At 72.9% G+C, this 17,432-nt stretch carries 15 protein-coding genes; 7 read left to right on the forward strand and 8 right to left on the reverse strand.

Annotated elements, in window-relative coordinates; translation table 11 throughout:
• Positions 1–43 precede the first annotated feature (43 nt).
• The 3 genes from ACLIRP_RS07930 to alaS all read right to left on the reverse strand — a co-directional run bounded on the left by ACLIRP_RS07930 (position 44) and on the right by alaS (position 4,248).
• Positions 44–739, reverse strand: coding sequence for a DUF6989 domain-containing protein (locus ACLIRP_RS07930; protein WP_412063429.1), 696 nt, complete (start codon positions 737–739; stop codon positions 44–46).
• 4 nt (positions 740–743) lie between these two features.
• Positions 744–1,310: an HmuY family protein gene (locus ACLIRP_RS07935; RefSeq protein ID WP_412063430.1), complete on the reverse strand. Its 567-nt coding sequence runs from the start codon at positions 1,308–1,310 to the stop codon at positions 744–746.
• Positions 1,311–1,431: 121 nt separating this feature from the next.
• Positions 1,432–4,248 (reverse strand): alanine--tRNA ligase, encoded by a 2,817-nt coding sequence (gene alaS, locus ACLIRP_RS07940; protein WP_412063431.1) that lies wholly within the window; start codon positions 4,246–4,248, stop codon positions 1,432–1,434.
• A gap of 221 nt (positions 4,249–4,469) precedes the next feature.
• Between alaS and ACLIRP_RS07945 the strand changes: the two genes are divergently transcribed.
• Positions 4,470–6,221: a mechanosensitive ion channel gene (locus ACLIRP_RS07945; protein WP_412063432.1), complete on the forward strand. Its 1,752-nt coding sequence runs from the start codon at positions 4,470–4,472 to the stop codon at positions 6,219–6,221.
• Positions 6,222–6,335: 114 nt separating this feature from the next.
• Positions 6,336–7,427, forward strand: coding sequence for a mechanosensitive ion channel family protein (locus ACLIRP_RS07950; RefSeq protein WP_412063433.1), 1,092 nt, complete (start codon positions 6,336–6,338; stop codon positions 7,425–7,427).
• Positions 7,428–7,515: 88 nt separating this feature from the next.
• Here ACLIRP_RS07950 and aroC read toward each other — a convergent pair whose 3' ends face one another.
• Both aroC and ACLIRP_RS07960 read right to left on the reverse strand, forming a co-directional pair.
• Positions 7,516–8,733 carry a chorismate synthase gene (gene aroC, locus ACLIRP_RS07955; RefSeq protein ID WP_412063434.1) on the reverse strand — a complete coding sequence of 406 codons (1,218 nt, stop codon included), beginning with the start codon at positions 8,731–8,733 and terminating at the stop codon, positions 7,516–7,518.
• Positions 8,734–8,833: 100 nt separating this feature from the next.
• Positions 8,834–10,369 carry a trypsin-like peptidase domain-containing protein gene (locus ACLIRP_RS07960; protein WP_412063435.1) on the reverse strand — a complete coding sequence of 512 codons (1,536 nt, stop codon included), beginning with the start codon at positions 10,367–10,369 and terminating at the stop codon, positions 8,834–8,836.
• Between the two features lie 78 nt (positions 10,370–10,447).
• On the opposite strand from ACLIRP_RS07960, the gene ACLIRP_RS07965 reads away from it, so the two are divergent.
• The 4 genes from ACLIRP_RS07965 to ACLIRP_RS07980 all read left to right on the forward strand — a co-directional run bounded on the left by ACLIRP_RS07965 (position 10,448) and on the right by ACLIRP_RS07980 (position 13,472).
• Positions 10,448–11,566 (forward strand): glycosyltransferase, encoded by a 1,119-nt coding sequence (locus tag ACLIRP_RS07965; RefSeq protein ID WP_412063436.1) that lies wholly within the window; start codon positions 10,448–10,450, stop codon positions 11,564–11,566.
• Positions 11,563–12,126 carry a thioredoxin family protein gene (locus ACLIRP_RS07970; protein WP_412063437.1) on the forward strand — a complete coding sequence of 188 codons (564 nt, stop codon included), beginning with the start codon at positions 11,563–11,565 and terminating at the stop codon, positions 12,124–12,126. Before ACLIRP_RS07965 ends, ACLIRP_RS07970 begins: the two co-directional genes overlap by 4 nt.
• A gap of 64 nt (positions 12,127–12,190) precedes the next feature.
• A complete protein-coding gene (locus ACLIRP_RS07975) occupies positions 12,191–13,168 on the forward strand; it encodes a histone deacetylase (RefSeq protein ID WP_412063438.1) in 978 nt (325 codons plus the stop codon).
• A gap of 82 nt (positions 13,169–13,250) precedes the next feature.
• A complete protein-coding gene (locus tag ACLIRP_RS07980; protein ID WP_412063439.1) occupies positions 13,251–13,472 on the forward strand; it encodes a DUF3072 domain-containing protein in 222 nt (73 codons plus the stop codon).
• Between the two features lie 19 nt (positions 13,473–13,491).
• Here the strand turns inward: ACLIRP_RS07980 and ACLIRP_RS07985 are convergent, their stop codons facing one another.
• Complete coding sequence (locus ACLIRP_RS07985; protein ID WP_412063440.1) at positions 13,492–14,298, reverse strand: DinB family protein; 807 nt, start codon at positions 14,296–14,298, stop codon at positions 13,492–13,494.
• Positions 14,299–14,574: 276 nt separating this feature from the next.
• Here ACLIRP_RS07985 and ACLIRP_RS07990 point away from each other — a divergent pair, with 276 nt between their 5' ends.
• Positions 14,575–14,907 (forward strand): TfoX/Sxy family protein, encoded by a 333-nt coding sequence (locus ACLIRP_RS07990; protein WP_412063441.1) that lies wholly within the window; start codon positions 14,575–14,577, stop codon positions 14,905–14,907.
• On the opposite strand, the gene ACLIRP_RS07995 is transcribed toward ACLIRP_RS07990, so the two are convergent.
• Both ACLIRP_RS07995 and ACLIRP_RS08000 read right to left on the reverse strand, forming a co-directional pair.
• The gene (locus ACLIRP_RS07995; RefSeq protein ID WP_412063442.1) at positions 14,904–16,439 is read right to left on the reverse strand and encodes an aryl-sulfate sulfotransferase; all 1,536 of its coding nucleotides are present in this window, start codon (positions 16,437–16,439) and stop codon (positions 14,904–14,906) included. The genes ACLIRP_RS07990 and ACLIRP_RS07995 overlap by 4 nt on opposite strands.
• 65 nt (positions 16,440–16,504) lie before the next feature.
• Positions 16,505–17,377 (reverse strand): DinB family protein, encoded by an 873-nt coding sequence (locus ACLIRP_RS08000; RefSeq protein ID WP_412063443.1) that lies wholly within the window; start codon positions 17,375–17,377, stop codon positions 16,505–16,507.
• Between the last annotated feature and the right edge of the window lie 55 nt (positions 17,378–17,432).

A 17,432-nucleotide genomic window follows, 5' to 3' on the forward strand; every position in this document is an offset into this window, starting at 1 on the left:
CCGGTGCCCGGGCCGTCCGGTGAAGAGTCCCGGAACGCGGGCGTCATCCCCCTTCGATGAGCAGGTACGCCGTCGCGAGGGCACCCAGGTAGGTGAGGGCCACCAGCGCCGCCGCGGCGAGGCGCGTCGCCAGCCCTTTGCGCAGGGTCGACCGGTAGCCGAAGTAGGCCACGGCACCGAGCAGGATCTCGGGGAGGATGACGTACGCCGCGACGGGGCCGACCGTCGCAACCGCGACGGCCCGCCAGATCGGGACGGCCCACAGGGTCGCCTCCGCCGCCACGAGCACGCCCCCGACCAGGATGGCAGCCCACCCGGCCCCCCAGCCGAACGACCCGCGAGCGAGCCGGTCGGCGGCGTAGAGCGCCGGCCATAGGGCGACCGTCCACATCCCGGCCATCGCGAGGGGGACGTCCCAGAGGCGCGGGCCGCCGGTGTCGGCGAAGTCGAGGCTCCCCAGCACGGACGCGAGGAACGCGTCGGGGACCACCTGGAACACGCTCAGCGGGACCAGGAACGCCCACAGACGCACCCAGTCGGTGTGCCCGCGCCACGTGCCCACGAGGGGCAGGGCGACGTTGTAGACCGCCACGATCGCGAGCAGGCGCCACCCCAGATCGCCGACGGGCACCGCCAACCCCACGGCGGCGACGACGGCGAACGCGAGATGGCCCGCAAGCGCGTCGCGGACCGCCCGGCCGGCGGCCCGACTCGGAGGGGGCGGGGACAGCGCGGCCACCGGGCTAGTCGGCGAGCGCGGCGACCTCCAACGTCACGTACCGGGGCCGGATGCCGCTCGGCAGCGCGTCGCCGAGCACGTAGCGCACGAAGCGGACTTTGGCCGCGGAGCCGTCGGCGCGCCGGACGACGAGCGTGCGGTCGGCGAGCGGCTGGACGCCGTTCGACTCGTACGCGTACCAGCCGTTGCCCGACCCGTTGCAGACGACGCGCGCCGCGCCGCGCGGGCACTCGCCGTTGCCGTCGGAGTCGAGCCCGTCCGGGAGCGCGGTGACGGCGTCGAAGGGCTGCTCGACGAGCGCGCCGAGCACGGCGCCCGGCCCGCTGGCGCCGCCGTTGAGGATGACCTCCGTCCCGCGCAAGCCGATGTCCCAGGCCGCCGAGGCCGAGTCGGCGCGGACCTCGTCGCTGGCGGCGACGATCACGGCGCCGTCGCGGAGCGAGACGAGGGTGAACGGGCCGTCGGAGCGGCCCATGCCGGCCGAGTACGTGGCGATGTCCTCGATCAGGAAGGTCTGGGCGCTGGCGGGGAGCGCGAGGAGCGCGAGCGCGAGGGCGGCGAGTCGGAGCATCGGAAAAGAGCGGGTGTCGGGGATCAGCGCCGGTCGGGCGCTCGGGGTGCGGCGGCAGGGTGAGGGTAAGGTGGGTTAGCAGTGCTCGCTCCCACCGCGTCATCCCGCATCTTCTGGTGGGTCAGCCCAAGAGAGCGCGGAGTTCGTCGGCCGCCGCCGCGAGGGCGTCGTCCAGGCCCGCGGGGTTCTTGCCGCCGGCGGTCGCGAGATGGGGGCGCCCCCCTCCCCCGCCGCCGACGCGCTTGGCGAGCGCGCCGACCAGCTTGCCGGCCTGCACGCCGCGCTTGACGAGGTCGTCGGTGACGGACGCGGCGAGGAATGCCTTGCCCTCGGCGTCGTCGGCCGAGCCGAAGACGGCGACGCCCGACGCCATCTGCTCGCGGGCGGACTCGGCGAGGTCACGAAGCGTGTCCATGTCGGCGCCGTCGACGCGCGCCGTCGCCAGCGAGACGCCGTCGATGTCGGCGGCGTTGGCGAGCGTCTCGCCCAGACCCGCGGCGGCCTGCTGGCCCTTGAGCGTCGCCAGCTCCGATTCGAGCGCCTTGACGCTCGCTTGCAGACCTGCCACGGCGGGCGCGAGCCCGTCGGGGAGCTGCTTGAAGTGGCCGCGCGCGGCGTCGAGCTCGGCGAGCTGGCCGTCGAGCCACGCCAGGGCCGCCTCGCCCGCGACGGCCTCGACGCGGCGGACGCCGGACGCGACCGAGCCCTCGGCCGTCAGCCGGAACAGGCCGACCTCGCCGGTGCTCGCGACGTGCGTGCCGCCGCAGAGCTCGACCGAGTCGGGCCCGAAGGTGATGACGCGGACGCGCTCGCCGTACTTCTCGCCGAAGAGCGCCATCGCCCCGCGCGCACGCGCCTCGTCGAGCGGCACGTCACGGTCCTCGCCCTTGGCGACGTTCGCCAGCACGAGTTCGTTGACGCGCGCCTCGACCGTCCGCCGCTCGTCGTCGGTCATCCGCTCAAAGTGCGAGAAGTCGAACCGGAGGCGGTCGGGCGCGACGAGCGAGCCCTTCTGCTGGACGTGCGTCCCCAACGTCTCGCGGAGCGCGGCGTGGAGCAGGTGCGTCGCCGTGTGGTGGCGCATGATCCGCTGGCGGCGGGCGGCGTCGACGGTCGCGGTCACGCTCGCGTCGCGGTCGCTCGGGAGCGCGTCGACCACGTGGACAATGACGCCGTCGGCGCCCTTCGTCGTGTCGAGGACGGTGAGGGTCTCGTCGCCGACCGCCAGCGTGCCGGTGTCGCCGACCTGCCCGCCGGACTCGGCGTAGAACGGGGTCCGGTCGAGCACCACCTCGTGGCGGGCCTCCGCGCCCTCCCCGACCGTCCGCGTCTTCAGGATCCGAGCGTCGTCGACGGTGAGCGTGTCGTAGCCGACGAACTCGATGGCCTCGGGCGTGTCGGCGGTCGCGTCCCACAGGTCGACGTCGTCGCTGGCGGCGGAGAACCCGGCGGCGGCGCGGGCGCGATCCCGCTGCTCGCCCATGAGCTCTTCGAACCGGGCCTCGTCGACGCTCAGGCCCCGCTCGCGCGCCATGACGGCGGTGAGGTCGGAGGGGAAGCCGTAGGTGTCGTGAAGGAGGAAGGCGACTTCGCCCGGGACCGTGCGGGCCTCGGCCTGCTGGCGTACGTCCTCGATCACCTCGTCGAGCGTCTTGCCGATGTAGGCCTTCTGCAAAAGGTCGACGGCGCTGCGGTCCTCCGCCAGCCCATCGGTGTCCTCGACGTACCCGGCGACCGAGTCGAACAGGTCGATGCCCCCCGCCAGGGTCCGTAGGAAGGCCTCCTCCTCGCCCGTGATGATCCGGGCCGCCGTCTCCTGCGATTCCATAAGCTCCGGGAACGCGCCGCCCATCTCCTCCACCAGCGCGGGGAGCAGCGACGCCAGGAACGGCTGGCGCAAGCCGAGCGCCTGGTAGCCGTAGCGGACGGCACGGCGCAGGATCCGGCGGAGCACGTAGCCGCGGCCCGTGTTGCCCGGCAGCGCCCCGTCGGCGATCGCGACGGCGAGCGTGCGGACGTGGTCGGCCACGACGCGCATGGCCACGCGGACGCGCTTGTCGTCGGGGTCGGACTCGTCGTAGGCGTCATACGCCTTGAGCCCGGCCGTCTCACTCAGCGCGGCGAGGATACCCGTAAAGAGGTCGGTGTCGTAGTTCGAGGTCTTGCCCTGGAGCACTGCCGCGATCCGCTCGAAGCCCATCCCCGTGTCGATGTGCTTGTCGGCGAGCGGCGCCAGCACGGTCTGGTCGCCGTCCTTGGTCGCGTCGAACTGGATGAACACGAGATTCCAGATCTCCATCACGCGCGGGTCGTCCTTGTTGACGAGCGCCTCGCCGGGCACCATCGCCCGCTCGTGGTCGTCGCGGAGGTCGACGTGGATCTCGGAGCACGGGCCGCACGGGCCGGTCTCGCCCATCATCCAGAAGTTGTCCTTCGAGGACTGGTAGAGGATGTGGGACGGCGGGACGGCCGTGGTCTCGGCCCACAGCTCGGCCGCCTCGGTGTCGGGCCCCAGCCCGAGCGCCTCGTCGCCCTCGTGGACCGTCACGTACAGGCGCTCCGGATCGAGCCCCCAGCGGTCGACGAGCAGCTCCCAGGCCCAGGCGATGGCCTCAGGCTTGAAGTAGTCCCCGAAGCTCCAGTTGCCGAGCATCTCGAAGAACGTGTGGTGGTAGGTGTCCAGCCCCACCTCATCGAGGTCGTTGTGCTTGCCGGAGACGCGCAGGCACTTCTGGGTGTCGGCGACGCGGACGTACGGGCGCGAGCCGGTGCCCAGGAAGACGTCCTTGAACGGGTTCATGCCCGCGTTGATAAACAGCAGCGTCGGGTCGTCCTGGGGGACGATCGGCGCGCTGGGGACGATCTCGTGGCCCTTCTCGCGGAAAAAGTCGAAGAAGGCGGCGCGGATGTCCTGGGCGGACTGGGGGCGGCTCGGCATCGGTCGGTCGAAGTCGGGGGAGCGCGAAAGCTAGCGCGGGCCCCGGGCGGCTCCGGGCAGACCGTGGGGATTCGCGGGCCCCGACGGGGCGGCGGTGCGGGCCCGTGGGCGAGCTGGGACACCGCGGCGGGCCGGTCGGCCCAGCCGGCGCGCTCATAGCCGCGGAAATGAAACTTTTTTGGCCGAAACAGGTGCTTACGCCTCCCCTCTCCCTCCCCCTCATGCAAGACTTCTTTACCAACGTCGAGGCGACGATGGGTCCGTTGTGGCCCGTCTTGGTCTTCGTCCTCATCCTGCTCGTCGGCTACGTCGTGGCCAAGGTCGTCGAGGGCGTCGTCCGCGGCGCGCTCAAGCGGACGACCATCGACGACCGCTTTCTCGCGTCGCTCTCCGACTCGCCCCAGATCTCGTCCGAGAAGATCGGCGGGCGGATCGCGTTCTGGATCGTGATGGTCCTGGCGCTGATCGCCGCCTTCAACGCCGTCGACCTGGGCGACGTGGGCGGCCCGCTCGGCGGGTTCGTCAGCACCATCATCGCGTTCATCCCGAACCTCATCGGCGCGCTCCTGCTGGCGATTGTGGCGTACGCCGTCGCTCGCGTGCTGTCGATGCTCACGACGAAGGCCCTCCACGCCGCCAACATCGACGAGCGCATCGCCACAGCCGGCGACGCGACCCCGGCCCCGGCCGGTCACGGCTCGTCGCCCGCTGGCGAAGTCAGCCCCGGCGCAGAGGCCGACCTGGCCGCCGCCCACGACCGCGCCGAGGCCCGCATGGCGGGCGGGGCCGCGGCCCGCTCCGGCGGCGCTGCGGGCCGATCCGGCGGCACGTCGCTGGCGGAGACGCTGGGCACGGCGGTCTTCTACTTCGTGATCCTGCTGTTCCTGCCGGCCATCCTGGGCGCGCTGGAGCTGAGCGGGATTCTCGCGCCGGTCCAGGGGCTCGTCAACGAGATCCTGGCGTTCCTGCCGAACCTCCTGCTCGCGGCCATCATCCTGGTCGTCGGCGCGTTCGTGGCCCGGGTGATCCGCAAGATCGTGGCGAACCTCGCCGCGGCCGCCGGGGCCAACCAGCTCAGCGAGCGCGTCGGGCTGGCGAAGGCGACGGGCGGGACGCAGCTGAGCGACCTGCTCGGCCTGGTGGTCTACATCCTGGTGCTGATCCCCGTCATCGTGTCGGCGCTGCAGGCGCTCGACGTGGAGGCCGTCACGGCCCCCGCCTCGGCGATGCTGGCCCAGTTCCTGGAGGCCATCCCGCGCATCTTTGTCGCCGCGCTGATCCTGGGGATCGCCTACGTCGTCGGCCGTCTGCTGGCGTCGCTGGTGTCGTCGCTGCTGGCGGGCGTCGGGTTCAACCGTCTCTTTGAAGGGCTCGGCTTCCGGTCCGCCCGCAGCGAGGTGGTCCAGCCGACCGACGCCGGCGACGCCGTGCGCGCGGAGTCGCTCGACACCAAGACGCCGGCCGGGCTGGCGGGCTGGGTGGTCCTGGTCGCCGTCATGCTGTTCGCGGCGACGGAGGCCGCCGCCGCGCTCGGGCTCGCCTCGCTGGCGGTGCTCGTGGCCGAGTTCACCGTGCTCGCCGGCCAGGTGCTGCTGGGCCTGCTGATCTTCGCCGTGGGCTTGTACCTGTCGAACCTGGCGTACCAGGCCGTCAAGTCGAACGCCTCGGAGCAGTCGGACATGCTGGCGGTCGCCGCGCGCGTCTCGATCCTGGTCTTTGCGGGAGCGATGGCGCTCAAGCAGATGGGCCTGGCCGACTCAATCGTCAACCTCGCCTTCGGGCTCATCTTGGGCGCGATCGCCCTGGCCGCCGCCATCGCCTTCGGGTGGGGCGGGCGCGACGTCGCGCGCGAGCAGCTCGAAAAGCTCCGCGACGCGAAGGACGCCCCGCGCGTGCTCAAGCCGAAGTCAAACGAGCCGGGCGCGAGCCCGCAGACGCGGCCCGACCTCACGGACACGACGCCGGGCTCCTAAGCTCGCAGGTCGTTGTGGACGCCCCCGCTGGCTTCGGCCGGCGGGGGCGTTCGCGTTCAGGCGAACCCCGGCGACGGGGCGCTCGTCCGAGCCGTCCACCGACGACACCCGCGCATGCAGCCCGACACGCTCTTTCAGGGGACGGTCCCCGTCGACACCGTCCTCACGCGAGCCGACCTTACGCCCGCCGAGGCGGCCGACACGGCCGCCGTGACCGTGGCCGACGCCACGAATGAGGCCGTCGACACCGTCCAGGGCTTCATCGATGGCTTTTTCGCCACGCTGCCCAAGATCGGCGTCGCGATCGTCGTCTTTCTCGCCTTCGTGCTTATCGCGCGGGTGATCCGCAACATCATCCACCGGGTGACGCCGGGCCCGAAAGACTCCAGCATTGGCATCGTGATCGGGCGGCTGGCGTACGCGTTCCTGCTGCTGCTGGGCGTGCTCATCGGCCTCGTCATCATCTTCCCGACGTTCACGATCGGGAGCCTGCTGGGCGCGCTCGGGCTGGGCGGCGTGGCGCTCGGGTTCGCGTTCCAGGACATCTTCCAGAACCTGCTGGCGGGCATCCTCATCCTGCTTCGCGAGCCGTTTCGCGAGGGCGACGAGATCACCTCGGGCGCGTACACCGGGACGGTTGAGGCCATCGAGACGCGGGCCACCTTTATCCGGACGTACGACGGCCGCCGGGTCATCATCCCGAACTCGCAGATCTACTCCGACCCGGTCCAGGTTATCACGGCCTACCAGCGCGTGCGGAGCGAGTACGACGTCGGGATCGGCTACGGCGACGACATCGGGGAGGCGAAGCGGATCGCGCTGGAGACCGTCCGCGGCATCGAGGGCGTGATGAAGGACCCGGCGCCCGACGTGTTGACGTGGGACCTTGCCGGCTCGTCCGTCAACTTGCGCGTGCGCTGGTGGAGCGACCCGACGCGCGCGAACGTCGTCAAGCTCCGCGACGCCGTTCTGATGCAGGTGAGCCAGTCGCTGCTCGCGGCCGGCATCGACCTGCCGTTCCCGACGCAGCAGATCCTGTGGCACGACCAGACCGAGGCGACCGACGGCGACCGCACGCGCCAGCGTGAGGGCTGGCCCGTGCCGAAGGACGGCAAGGCGCCGGAGCCGGCTCGGATCGCGCAGGCCATCCGCCAGACGGGCGGCGCGTCGTCCGAACAGAAGACGAGTAGAGGAGAAGACGAGTAGAGGAGGTCCTAATCGGTCGGGACCGTGGCTCGGGCACCGACGCACTTCCGTTCCTCTTCTCGGTCCACCGTCGTCTCTTCCCCAGCCCCTACAGCCCCCGCGCGCGGTCGGCATCGAGGCGCTCGCGAAGGGCCCCGAACGTGTCGCCGCCGTACCGCTCGATCAGCGCGACGGCGATCTCCCAGGCGACCGTGGCCTCGGCGACTGTGCTCGCGGCCGGGACGCTCGTGACGTCGCTGCGCTCGTAGCGCGTCGGCTGGGCCTCGCCCGTCTCGAGGTCGGCCGTCGCCAGCGGTTTGATAAGCGTCGGGATGGGTTTCATGGTGCCCCGGACCACGAGCGGCTGGCCGTTCGAGATGCCGCCCTCGACGCCGCCCGCGTGGTTCGACGTGCGCCCCCACCGGTCGCCGTCGCGCGTGATCGGGTCGTGGACCTCGGACCCGGGCCGCCGGCCGGCCAGCCACCCGTCGCCGACCTCGACCGACTTCTGGGCCTGGATCGACAGGATCGCCTGCGCGAGCCTCCCGTCCAGGCGTCGGTCGCCCTGGGCGTAGCTCCCGAGCCCGACCGGCACGCCCGTCGCGACGACCTCGTAGACGCCGCCGAGCGTGTCGCCGGCCTTTTTGGTGGCCTTGATGTGCTCGATCGTGCGCGCCGTCAGGTCGGCGTCGAGCATCCGAGTTTCCGACGCGTCGGCGGCGAGGTACAGCGCCCGGGCGCCGCCGCTCGCCAGCAAGGCGTCGCGGGCCTCAGCCCACTCGTTCGGGTCGTCCATGCCGACCTCGCCGAGCCGGACGACGTGGCTGCCGACCTCGATGCCGAGCGCGCGGAGCATCTGCCGCGCGACCGAGCAGCACGCCACGCGCATGGCCGTCTCGCGCGCCGACGACCGGTCAATGACCGGCCGCACGTCCGGCCCGTGCGGGGGGCGGTCGAACCCGTACTTCTGGGCGCCGACCAGGTCGGCGTGGCCGGGGCGAGGCAAGGTGATCCGCTCGATGCCGTCGCCGTCGCCCTCGACGGCCATCTTTTCGGGCCACCCGGCCTTGTCCTTCTCGTACGCCGCGTTCGGGAGCAGCATCGCGACGGGGCTGCCCATCGTGTGCGAGAACCGCACGCCGCCGAGCACGTGGATCCGGTCGCGCTCGACCTTGGCGCGGCCGCCGCGCCCGTAGCCCAGCCACCGCCGCGCGAGGTGCTCGTCGATGTCGGCGGGCGTGACGGGGACGCCGGCGGGCAACCCTTCGACGATGCCGACGAGCGCTTCGCCGTGCGATTCGCCGGCGGTGAGATAGCGGAGGGGCATCGGGAGGGGCTGTCGAGGAGCGCAAAGGTGCCGCCGAGGCGCCGTCAGCGCCAGCCGCCCGCGCCGAGATCCGGGGAAGTTCGCGGGCCGCCCCCGGTCCTCAGTCCACAAACGGGGAGGCGAGGTCGTAGAACGCCGTCCGGCCGTCGTCGCGGCGGACGCGGAGCAGGGCGGGACGGTCGAGGCGGGCCTGGCGGGCGAGGGCCGCGCGGGCCTCCTCGGCCGTAGTCACGGGCCGGTCCTCGATCTCGACGACGACGGTCCCCCGCGGCAGGCCGTCGAGCTCGGCGGCGCTCCCCGGCTCGACGGTCTCGACGTAGGCCCCCGACTCGAAGCGGCGGCGCTCGGCGCGGGAGAGGTCCCGGAACCGGACGCCCCAGTCCGGCGCCTCCGACCGGGCGATGGGCTCCTCGGGCACCGGGACGGGGACGGCGCTCGGCGACGGCGTGTTGGCGAACCAGTCCTCCAGCGACGGGTCTTGGGGGGCCGACAGCGTGGCGCGGAACTGGCGCTCCTCGCCCCGGCTCCAGATCGACAGCGAGACCTCTTCGCCGGGGCTGAACCGGGCCATGCGGCTTTGGAACTGGTTCGTCGCATCGACCGGCCGCCCGCCGACTTCGAGGAGCACGTCGCCCTGCCGGATGCCGGCCCGGTCCGCCGGCCCCCCATCGACGACGCCGGTGACGAGCACGCCCCGCACGGTCGACATCCCCGCCTCGCGGGCCTCGGCCTGATTCATGCGGAACACCTCGACGCCGAGGTATCCGCGCCGGACTTCCCCGTACCGGATCAGGTCCTCGGCCACCACGCGTGCCAGGTTGATCGGGACGGCGAACCCGTAGCCCGCCGAGGCCCCGTTTTCCGACGCGTTCGCGGTCACCAGGCCGACCACCTCGCCCCGCAGGTTGATCAGCGCGCCGCCGGAGTTGCCCGGGTTGATCGCCGCGTCGGTCTGGATAAAGTCCTCGATGGCGAAGTCGTCCTTGATGGCGTTCAGGCCGCCGCGGCCGAGCGCCGAGACGATGCCCGAGGTGATCGAGTTCTGGAGCCCGTACGGGCTCCCGACCACCAAGACCCACTCCCCGATGGAGAGCCCGTCGGAGTCGCCGAGGGCGGCGACGGGCAAGGGCGTGTCGTCGGCGACGCCGACCTCGAGGAGCCGCAGCACAGCCACGTCCGTCGTCGGGTCGCGGCCGACGACCTCGGCGCGGTACTCGCGCTTGAGCGACGGCATCACGACGGTCGCCTCGTTCGTTCGCGCGACCACGTGGGCGTTCGTCATCACGTACCCGGCGGGCGAGATGATGAAGCCGCTGCCGGTGTCGGTCGTGGTCCGGCCGTAGCCGGTCGGGATCTCGACCTCGATGTAGACGACGGCGGGCTCGACCTCTCGCGCCACGAGCACGGTCTGCTGGCTGATGTCGACGAGGTCCGGGATCTCGCTGGCAGCGGCGACGGGGGGCCGGTCGGCGCCGATCTGGACGGTCTCGACCGACGCCGGGGCCGCCGTGACCTCACGGGACGGGCCCGAGCCGGCCTGCTGGACGTCGGGCTGGAGCAGCCGGACGACGGGCAGACCGATGAGGACGCCGACCGCGAGCGCGGCCAGCCCGAACAGGAGGGGACGAAGCGACACAGAGGTGGGTGAGCCAGCGCGAGCGCCGTGCGGGCGATGAACATACGTTGGGGCGCTCCGGTTCGTCTGCCCACTCTGTTGTCTCTTTCCGATCGCACCGCCGTCTTCGCCCTGGTCGGCGACGTCACCGGCTCGTCCCGCGCCCTCCGCCAACTCCGCGCGCTCGCCGAGGCAGGCGTGGCCACGACGGTGCTTCAAACCGCACCCCCCCGAGACCCGGCCGCCGTCGACGCCGACCTCCGCGTGGTGCCCGTCGACGCGGGCGGCGGGCCCCGGGGGTTCTGGCGGGCGCACCGCGCCGTGCGCCGCGCGGCGCTCGCAGCGCCCGCCGGCCTGTACCTCGCCAGCGACCTCTACAGCCTGCCGGCCCTCGCCCGCGCCGCCCGGGCGAATGGCGGGGCCCTCGTCTACGACTCGCGCGAGCTGTACGCGGCCCTCGACTCCACGCACGGGCGTCCTCTCGTCGGGCGCGTGTGGGGCGCCGTCGAGGGCCGCTTCATCCGCCGCGCCGACGCCGTGCTCACGGTCGGCGACGCCATCGCGGACCGGCTGGCGGCCACGTACGGCATCGACCGGCCGGTCGTGCTCTACAACGCGCCGGAGCCCGCGCCTGGCCCTGACCGGACCGCGCTGGCGCGCGCGCTGGGCCTCCCCGACGACGGTCGCGTCGTGGTGCTGTACCAGGGCCTGTTCCGAGAGGGTCGCGGACTCCGAGCGCTCGTCGAGGCGACGCGCCGGGTCGAGGAGGTCCGGCTGGTGTGCATCGGCGAGGGGGCGCTGGGCGAGGATCTCGCGCGGGCCGGGGCGGCGTTGGGCGACCGGCTCGTGGTGTCGCCGTTCGTCCCGCCCGACCGGCTCGCGGCGCTGACGCCGGGCGCCGACCTCGGCGCGTGCCTGATCGAACCGCTGACCGAGAGCCTGCGGCTGAGCCTGCCTAACAAGCTGTTCGAGTACCTTGCGGCCGGCGTCCCGGTCCTCGCCAGCCCGCTCCCCGAGATCCGGGCCGTCGTCGACCGGGGCGTGGGCGTCCTCGCCGACCCGGCCGACCCCGAGTCCGTCGCCGGCGCCCTGCGCCGCTCGCTCGACCCGGCCGTCCGGGCGCGCTGGGCGGAAAACGCACACGCCGCGCTGGCGCCGTACACATGGACGCGCGGCCGGCACACGTTCCGCCACCTCATCGATCGTCTCCTCGCATGACCAAGGCCTTTCTCGCCGCCCTTCTCCTGGCCCTCGCGCCTGCCGCCCTGGCCCAGGTCGACGCGTCCATCGTGCCCGACGACGCCCCGGCGTGGTTCGGGATGGAAGAGGCAATCGCCAAGGCGCAGGCCGAGGACCGCGTGATCCTGGTCTACGGCTACGCCTCGTGGTGCGGGTACTGCGCCCGGTTCGACGCGAACGTCTTTACCGACGACGCCGTGCAGGACTACCTCAACGCGCACTACGCGCCGACGCGGTTGGACCTCGAAGACCCGGAGACGATACAGTTTTTCGACGCCTCGGTGACGGGCGTCGAACTCGGCCAGGCGATGGCCATCAGCGGTACGCCGACGAGCGTGTTTGTCGACACCGACGGCGCGCTGATCACGAAATTCCCCGGGTACACCGACGCCCAGACCTTCCTCTACGTCCTGATGTACGTGCACGAGGAGGCATACGAGACGACGCCGTTCGACGCCTACGTCGTCGCCCAGCGGACGGGGCTGAGTCTCACCCCGGCCGTCGACGACCTGCGGGCGCCGCCGCCGGGCCAGGAGTAGCCGACGACCGGGCCGGCGCGAGCCGCCAGCCCCACGGACCGCACCTCCCCTTCTCGTCCGCCCCGTGCGCGTCTCGTACCACCCGGACTACGTCGTCCCGCTGCCGCCGCGCCACGCCTTCCCGATGGGGAAGTTCTCGGCGCTCCACGAGATCCTGCTCGCGGAGGGTGTGATCGCCGCGGCCGACGTCGTGGCCCCGCGCGAGGCCGACTGGGCCGACCTGCTCCTCGTCCACACGCCGCGCTACCTCGACGCCCTCGCCACGGGCGCGCTGACCAAGGCCGAAGAGCGGCGGATGGGGCTGCCCCAGAGCGCGGCGCTCGTCCGGCGGAGCCGGCTGGCGGTGCAGGGGACGCTCAACGCGTGCCTGATGGCGCTCCACGACGGGCTGGCGGGGAACCTGGCGGGCGGCACGCACCACGCGATGCCGGACCGGCCCGAGGGCTTCTGCGTGCTCAACGACGTCGCCGTCGCCCTGCGCGCGCTCCAGCGGTCGGGGTGGATCCGGCGCGCGCTCGTCGTCGACCTCGACGTGCACCAGGGAAACGGGACCGCCCACGTCTTCAGCGGCGCCCGGGCGTGGCCAGCGGGTGGCGTCTACACGCTGTCGGTCCACGGCGCGCGCAACTTCCCTTTCGAGAAGCCGCCCTCGACGCACGACGTCGGGCTGGCGGACGGGACCGGCGACGAGGCCTACCTGGCGGCCGTGGCCGAGGCGCTAGGGGACGCGCTGACGGAGGCCACGCCGGACCTCGTGGTCTACCTCGCGGGCGTCGACGTCGTCGCGGGCGACCGGTTCGGGCGGCTGGCGCTGACGCGTGCGGGGCTGGCGGCGCGCGACCGGTTCGTGTGCGAGGCTGTGCAGTCGGCGGGCCTCCCCCTGTGCCTGTTGCTCTCGGGCGGGTACGCCGCACGGCGCACGCCCGGCGAGGCGCCGGAGACGCTGGCGGCGGCGACCGCCGACCTGCACGCGACGGTCTTCCGGCAGGCGGCCAAGGTCTACGGCACACGGCCCGGACGGAGCCCCTCGGGCACCCCCTGACGCCCCTATCGGCGGCTGGACGATGACGGACTGCTGGCGGAGCGGGAGCGCACCTTGCGGCTCACACACCCCCCCAGAGACCATGGCGACCCCTGCCGACCAGACCACGACCGACTCGAACGCTCAGAAGGACCCCGACAACTGGACCACGGGCGACGAGGCCATGACCGGCGCTCAGACGTCGTACCTCCACACGCTCGCCCAGGAGGCGGGCCTCGACCCCGAGTCGGTCGACGGGCTCACGAAGGCCGAGGCGTCGAAAAAGATCGACGACCTGCAGGCCGAGACGGGCCGCGGCGCCTAGGCGCCAGCGGGTGGGGAGGTCAGGCTGACAGCAGCGTCGGCGCCTCCCCGCCCAAGGTCCCGCCCCACCCGGCCGGGGCGGCGATGGCGTCTCCGAACGCCCACGGGCCGTACGGGTGCTCGGTGCGGACGCCGAGCGCCGTCAGCATCATCGCCATCTCGGCGCGGTGGTGGACCACGGGCACCAGCCCGAACAGCCGGACGGCATTCCCGCGAGCCAGCCGGGCCACGACGGCGCCGTTGCGCTCCAGCTGCCACGGCTCGCGCAAGGCCGCGCCGTCGGTCTCCGCCGCCAGCCGACGCACGGCCCGCTGGTTGGCGAGGTACGCCGTCACCATCTGATCGACCGTCACCAGCTCCGACAGGTCGGGCTCGTAGGTGAGTTCGATCGAGTCGAGGTCGAGGATCCAGCCCACGCGCGCGACGATGCGCACCACGCGGAGCGCCAAGGTGCGGAGCGTGGGGACCTGGGGATGCGGCGACCAGTCGAGGTGCTCCGGGGGGATCTTGCGGAGTAGGTCGCCCGTGCGCACGATCTCGGCGACGATCTCGGTCGCGATGGCGGGCGGGGGCGCCGCCGACTCACCCGACATCGGGGCCGACGCGTCCACCAGGCCGGGCCGCTCGGCCCCGACGTCGGGCGACCACACGGTCACGTCCTCGAAGGGGACCGCGTCCCCGCTCCGCTGGAGGACCCAGGAGGCCCCCTGGGGCCACGCCTCGGTGTACGCCACGGCGAAGCGGGCCGCCTGGCGTGAGCCACGCGTGGTCAGCACCAGGACCAGCTGGGACGGACGCGGGAGCCGGCTCTTGGGGTCATACCACATGGCGCTGGGACCCGATTGGAAACTCGGGCCATCGGGCGTGGGCATCGGTGTCAGAAACTCAGCCATAGAACGTGCCTGCAGCGGGGAATGAGGAGGCCGTCGGATGCGACCACATATGGCTTATCGATGTGAATCCACCGTTTCAAAGCGACCTGTCCGATCCAGGCAGGTCTAGGGGTTTCCCCCGCGCGGGCCCCTGCGGCCCGACCCGCGCCGACGGCCGCTGGTCCGAGCCCCCGCCGGGCCTAGCTTGCCCGCGCACTCCCCTCCCCTGCCATGGGCACGAAAGGACCTCGCGGCACCGGTGCCGCCGTCACGGCCGCCGCCCATTTCACCGAGCGACTGGGCCCCCTGGGCGCCTCGTCCAAGCCCATGTTTGGCGGGCATGGGTTGTTCGCCGACGGCGTCATGTTCGGCATGATCACTCCCGACGGGGCGCTGGCGCTCAAGGGCAACGACGCCACCCGGGACCGGATCGAGGCCGAGGGGGCCGTGCGGTCCGGCACGATGCCCTACTGGCGCGTCCCCGCCTCGGTCGTGGACGACGACGACGGCCTGCTGGCGTGGGCTCGGGAGGCGCTGAGCGTCGCTAGGGCGGCGAGGCGCTAGCGCGCCGGGTACAGCGGCATCCGCTCGACGCGGTGGAAGGTGATGCCGAAGGGCGCCTGGGGTGGCCGGATGGTGACCTCGGCCAGCACCGCCCCGCTCGCGAGCGAGACCTCGACCACCTTCCCGGCCGGGCCCGCCACGGCGCCCGGCGCGAACAGGACGACGCCCTCGGGCTCGTGGAGGTCCACATCGGAGACGATGCGCGAGTAGGTCTCGGCGCCGCGCTCGCGGCCGTAGGCCCAGAGCTGGCGGACGGTCATCGCCGGTTCGTCGATCGCGTAGAGGACGGCGCGGCTGTAGGTGCCGCCGGCGCCGTAGCCCCGGTTGTCGCCGTTGTCGAAGAGCAGGAGCCGCCCGCCGGGTAGGACCTCGGGGGCGTGCTGGTACCACGCCCACTCGAAGTCCGGGTGCGGGGCGGCGCCGTCGAGGACGGCGGGGTCGGTGATGGGCGCGCCGCTCGCGTCGAGCGGCTGGAGGAGCCGGGTCGCGAGGTCGGTGCCGTCGCCCGCGCGGCCCCAGCCGCGGTGCGGGGCCAGGACCCACTGCACGCGGTTGGCGCGCGTCAGCTTGACGACGCCCTGTGTCCGGCCCGACACCACGATGGCGTCGTCGCCCGCGTCGTAGGCCACGCCGTTCGCGTGGAACCAGTCCACGTCGAGGTCGGCGAGATCGGTCGGCCAGGCCCGGCGGGAGGGGTCGAGCGACCGCGTCAGGTCCCATTCGGCGACGACGGCGCCCGAGCCCCGGTCGAGCTCGACGAGCACGTCCTCGACGGTCGGGGCGCCCTCGCGGTCGACGGTCGCCAGCAGGTTGCCCGACGGCAGCTCGAGCGCCTCGTGGTGGAAGCGGACGCCCTGGAACGGCCACGACCGGACGACGCGGCCGACGAGATCGATCTCGTACATGGCGTTCGAGCTCCGGTCCGGGAGGAGCCAGTTTCCGTTCGCCAGGCGAGAGACCCCGTTGTCGAAGAACAGCGCGCCGAGGTCGGGGTGGCCGGAAACGTCGAGCACGTAGCGGATGGCGCCGGCGGCGTCGTAGGCGAAGACGCGCTGGGGCGTCACGCTCCCGTCGTGGCCGAAGTAGCTCACGACCGTGACGCCGGGCCGCACGCCGGCCCCCGGCGGCACGTCGACGGTGATCGCGGGGAAGTCGGCCGCCAGAGGCGGCGCCGCGACCGACAGCTGGCGCGTTTCAAGGACGCGCCCATCGGCGGATCGCAGGTCGAGGCGCACGGCCGTCTCGGAGCCCGGGTACAGGCCCAGCAGCGGGATCGCGTGCGAGGTCGCCGCCTCCGTCGTGCGGTGCCGGATCTCGGTGGCCGGCCCTCCCCTCCCCTCGACCGTCACCTCGACGGTCACGGGATGGGTCGTCTGCAGCGACGCGAGCGCCGCCAGCGGGGTTGCTCCCGTCGGGTTGTGGGCTACGGTCAGGCTCGTCACGAGCCCGGCGGGCGGCGGGGGCTCGGGTCCCGTGGCGTCGCAGCCCCAGACGAGCGCGAGCGCGAAGAGGAGCGGGACGGGTCGGCGCATCGGTCGGGGCGAGGTCGGACGACACGATAGCGCCGCGGGACGGGGGCCGCCCGGCTGCGCCCCGCCTAGGCGCTCCCCCCCGCGCTGGCGTCCGGAGCGATGGCGCCCGGGGGGACCTCCCAGCGCTCCCCGGCGACGGCGTCGGTGAACGCCCAGCCGGGGTACAGGTGCGGCGGGTGGATCCCAAGCGCGCGCAGCATGATCGAGATCTCGGCGCGGTGGTGGATCAGCGGGGTCAGCCCGTACCAGCGGAGGGCGTTGCCGCGAGGCATCTCGGACACCAGGCCGCCGTTGCGGACCAGCCGCCACGGCTGGCTCAACCGCTCCCCGTCGAGCGCCTCGATCAGCTCGGCCACCTCCTCGGCGTTCGCGCTGTACGACACGAAAATCTGGTCGACGGTCTCGAAGTCGGGCACGTCGGGCTCGAACGACTGCTCCATCTCGTCGAGGTCGAGCATCCAGCCGATTCGGGCGGCGATGCGGACCGTGCGGAGCGCCAGCGTGGACAGGGTCGGGATGTCGGGGTGCGGCGACCAGTCCATCAGGGACTGCGGGAGCAACCGGAGCACGGCCTTGGTGCGCTCCACCTCCGACTGGAGCTCGGCGGCGAGCGCCGGCAGGGGCCGGGGCGTGTCGGGCTCCGGGACGGGCTCAGCGACCGGCGGCGGGTCCGGCTCGGGGGCCGGGGCCTCCACGTCGGGCGTCCACGCCACGACGTCGCTGAACGGGAGGCGCTGGTCGGACCCGAGCACCCAGGACACGCCCGCCGGCCAGTCCTCGGTGAAGGCCACCTCGAACCGGGCGAGGGGGAAATGGCCCGTGCCCGTCCGCACCCGGACGCTCTGGTCGCGCCGGGGCAGCCGGGCCGCCGCCGCGTACCACTCCCCGCTCGTGGGGAGGAGATCCGCATCGTCCGATGCAGGGGTGGGGTCGGACACGTCGGTACTCATCGACACAGGGGGGACACAGCTCTGATCGAACGGTGGAGGCGCT

The sequence above is a fragment of the Rubrivirga halophila genome (genome assembly GCF_046845755.1).
In the GTDB taxonomy this organism is placed as follows: domain Bacteria; phylum Bacteroidota; class Rhodothermia; order Rhodothermales; family Rubricoccaceae; genus Rubrivirga.

Excerpts from the sequence above, each read along its gene's own strand:
- ACLIRP_RS07935 (WP_412063430.1), bottom strand. The coding sequence starts at position 1,310 with ATGCTCCGACTCGCCGCCCTCGCGCTCGCGCTCCTCGCGCTCCCCGCC.
- alaS (WP_412063431.1), bottom strand. The coding sequence starts at position 4,248 with ATGCCGAGCCGCCCCCAGTCCGCCCAGGACATCCGCGCCGCCTTCTTC.
- ACLIRP_RS07945 (WP_412063432.1), top strand. The coding sequence starts at position 4,470 with ATGCAAGACTTCTTTACCAACGTCGAGGCGACGATGGGTCCGTTGTGG.
- ACLIRP_RS07950 (WP_412063433.1), top strand. The coding sequence starts at position 6,336 with ATGCAGCCCGACACGCTCTTTCAGGGGACGGTCCCCGTCGACACCGTC.
- aroC (WP_412063434.1), bottom strand. The coding sequence starts at position 8,733 with ATGCCCCTCCGCTATCTCACCGCCGGCGAATCGCACGGCGAAGCGCTC.
- ACLIRP_RS07970 (WP_412063437.1), top strand. The coding sequence starts at position 11,563 with ATGACCAAGGCCTTTCTCGCCGCCCTTCTCCTGGCCCTCGCGCCTGCC.
- ACLIRP_RS07980 (WP_412063439.1), top strand. The coding sequence starts at position 13,251 with ATGGCGACCCCTGCCGACCAGACCACGACCGACTCGAACGCTCAGAAG.
- ACLIRP_RS07985 (WP_412063440.1), bottom strand. The coding sequence starts at position 14,298 with ATGTGGTATGACCCCAAGAGCCGGCTCCCGCGTCCGTCCCAGCTGGTC.
- ACLIRP_RS07990 (WP_412063441.1), top strand. The coding sequence starts at position 14,575 with ATGGGCACGAAAGGACCTCGCGGCACCGGTGCCGCCGTCACGGCCGCC.
- ACLIRP_RS07995 (WP_412063442.1), bottom strand. The coding sequence starts at position 16,439 with ATGCGCCGACCCGTCCCGCTCCTCTTCGCGCTCGCGCTCGTCTGGGGC.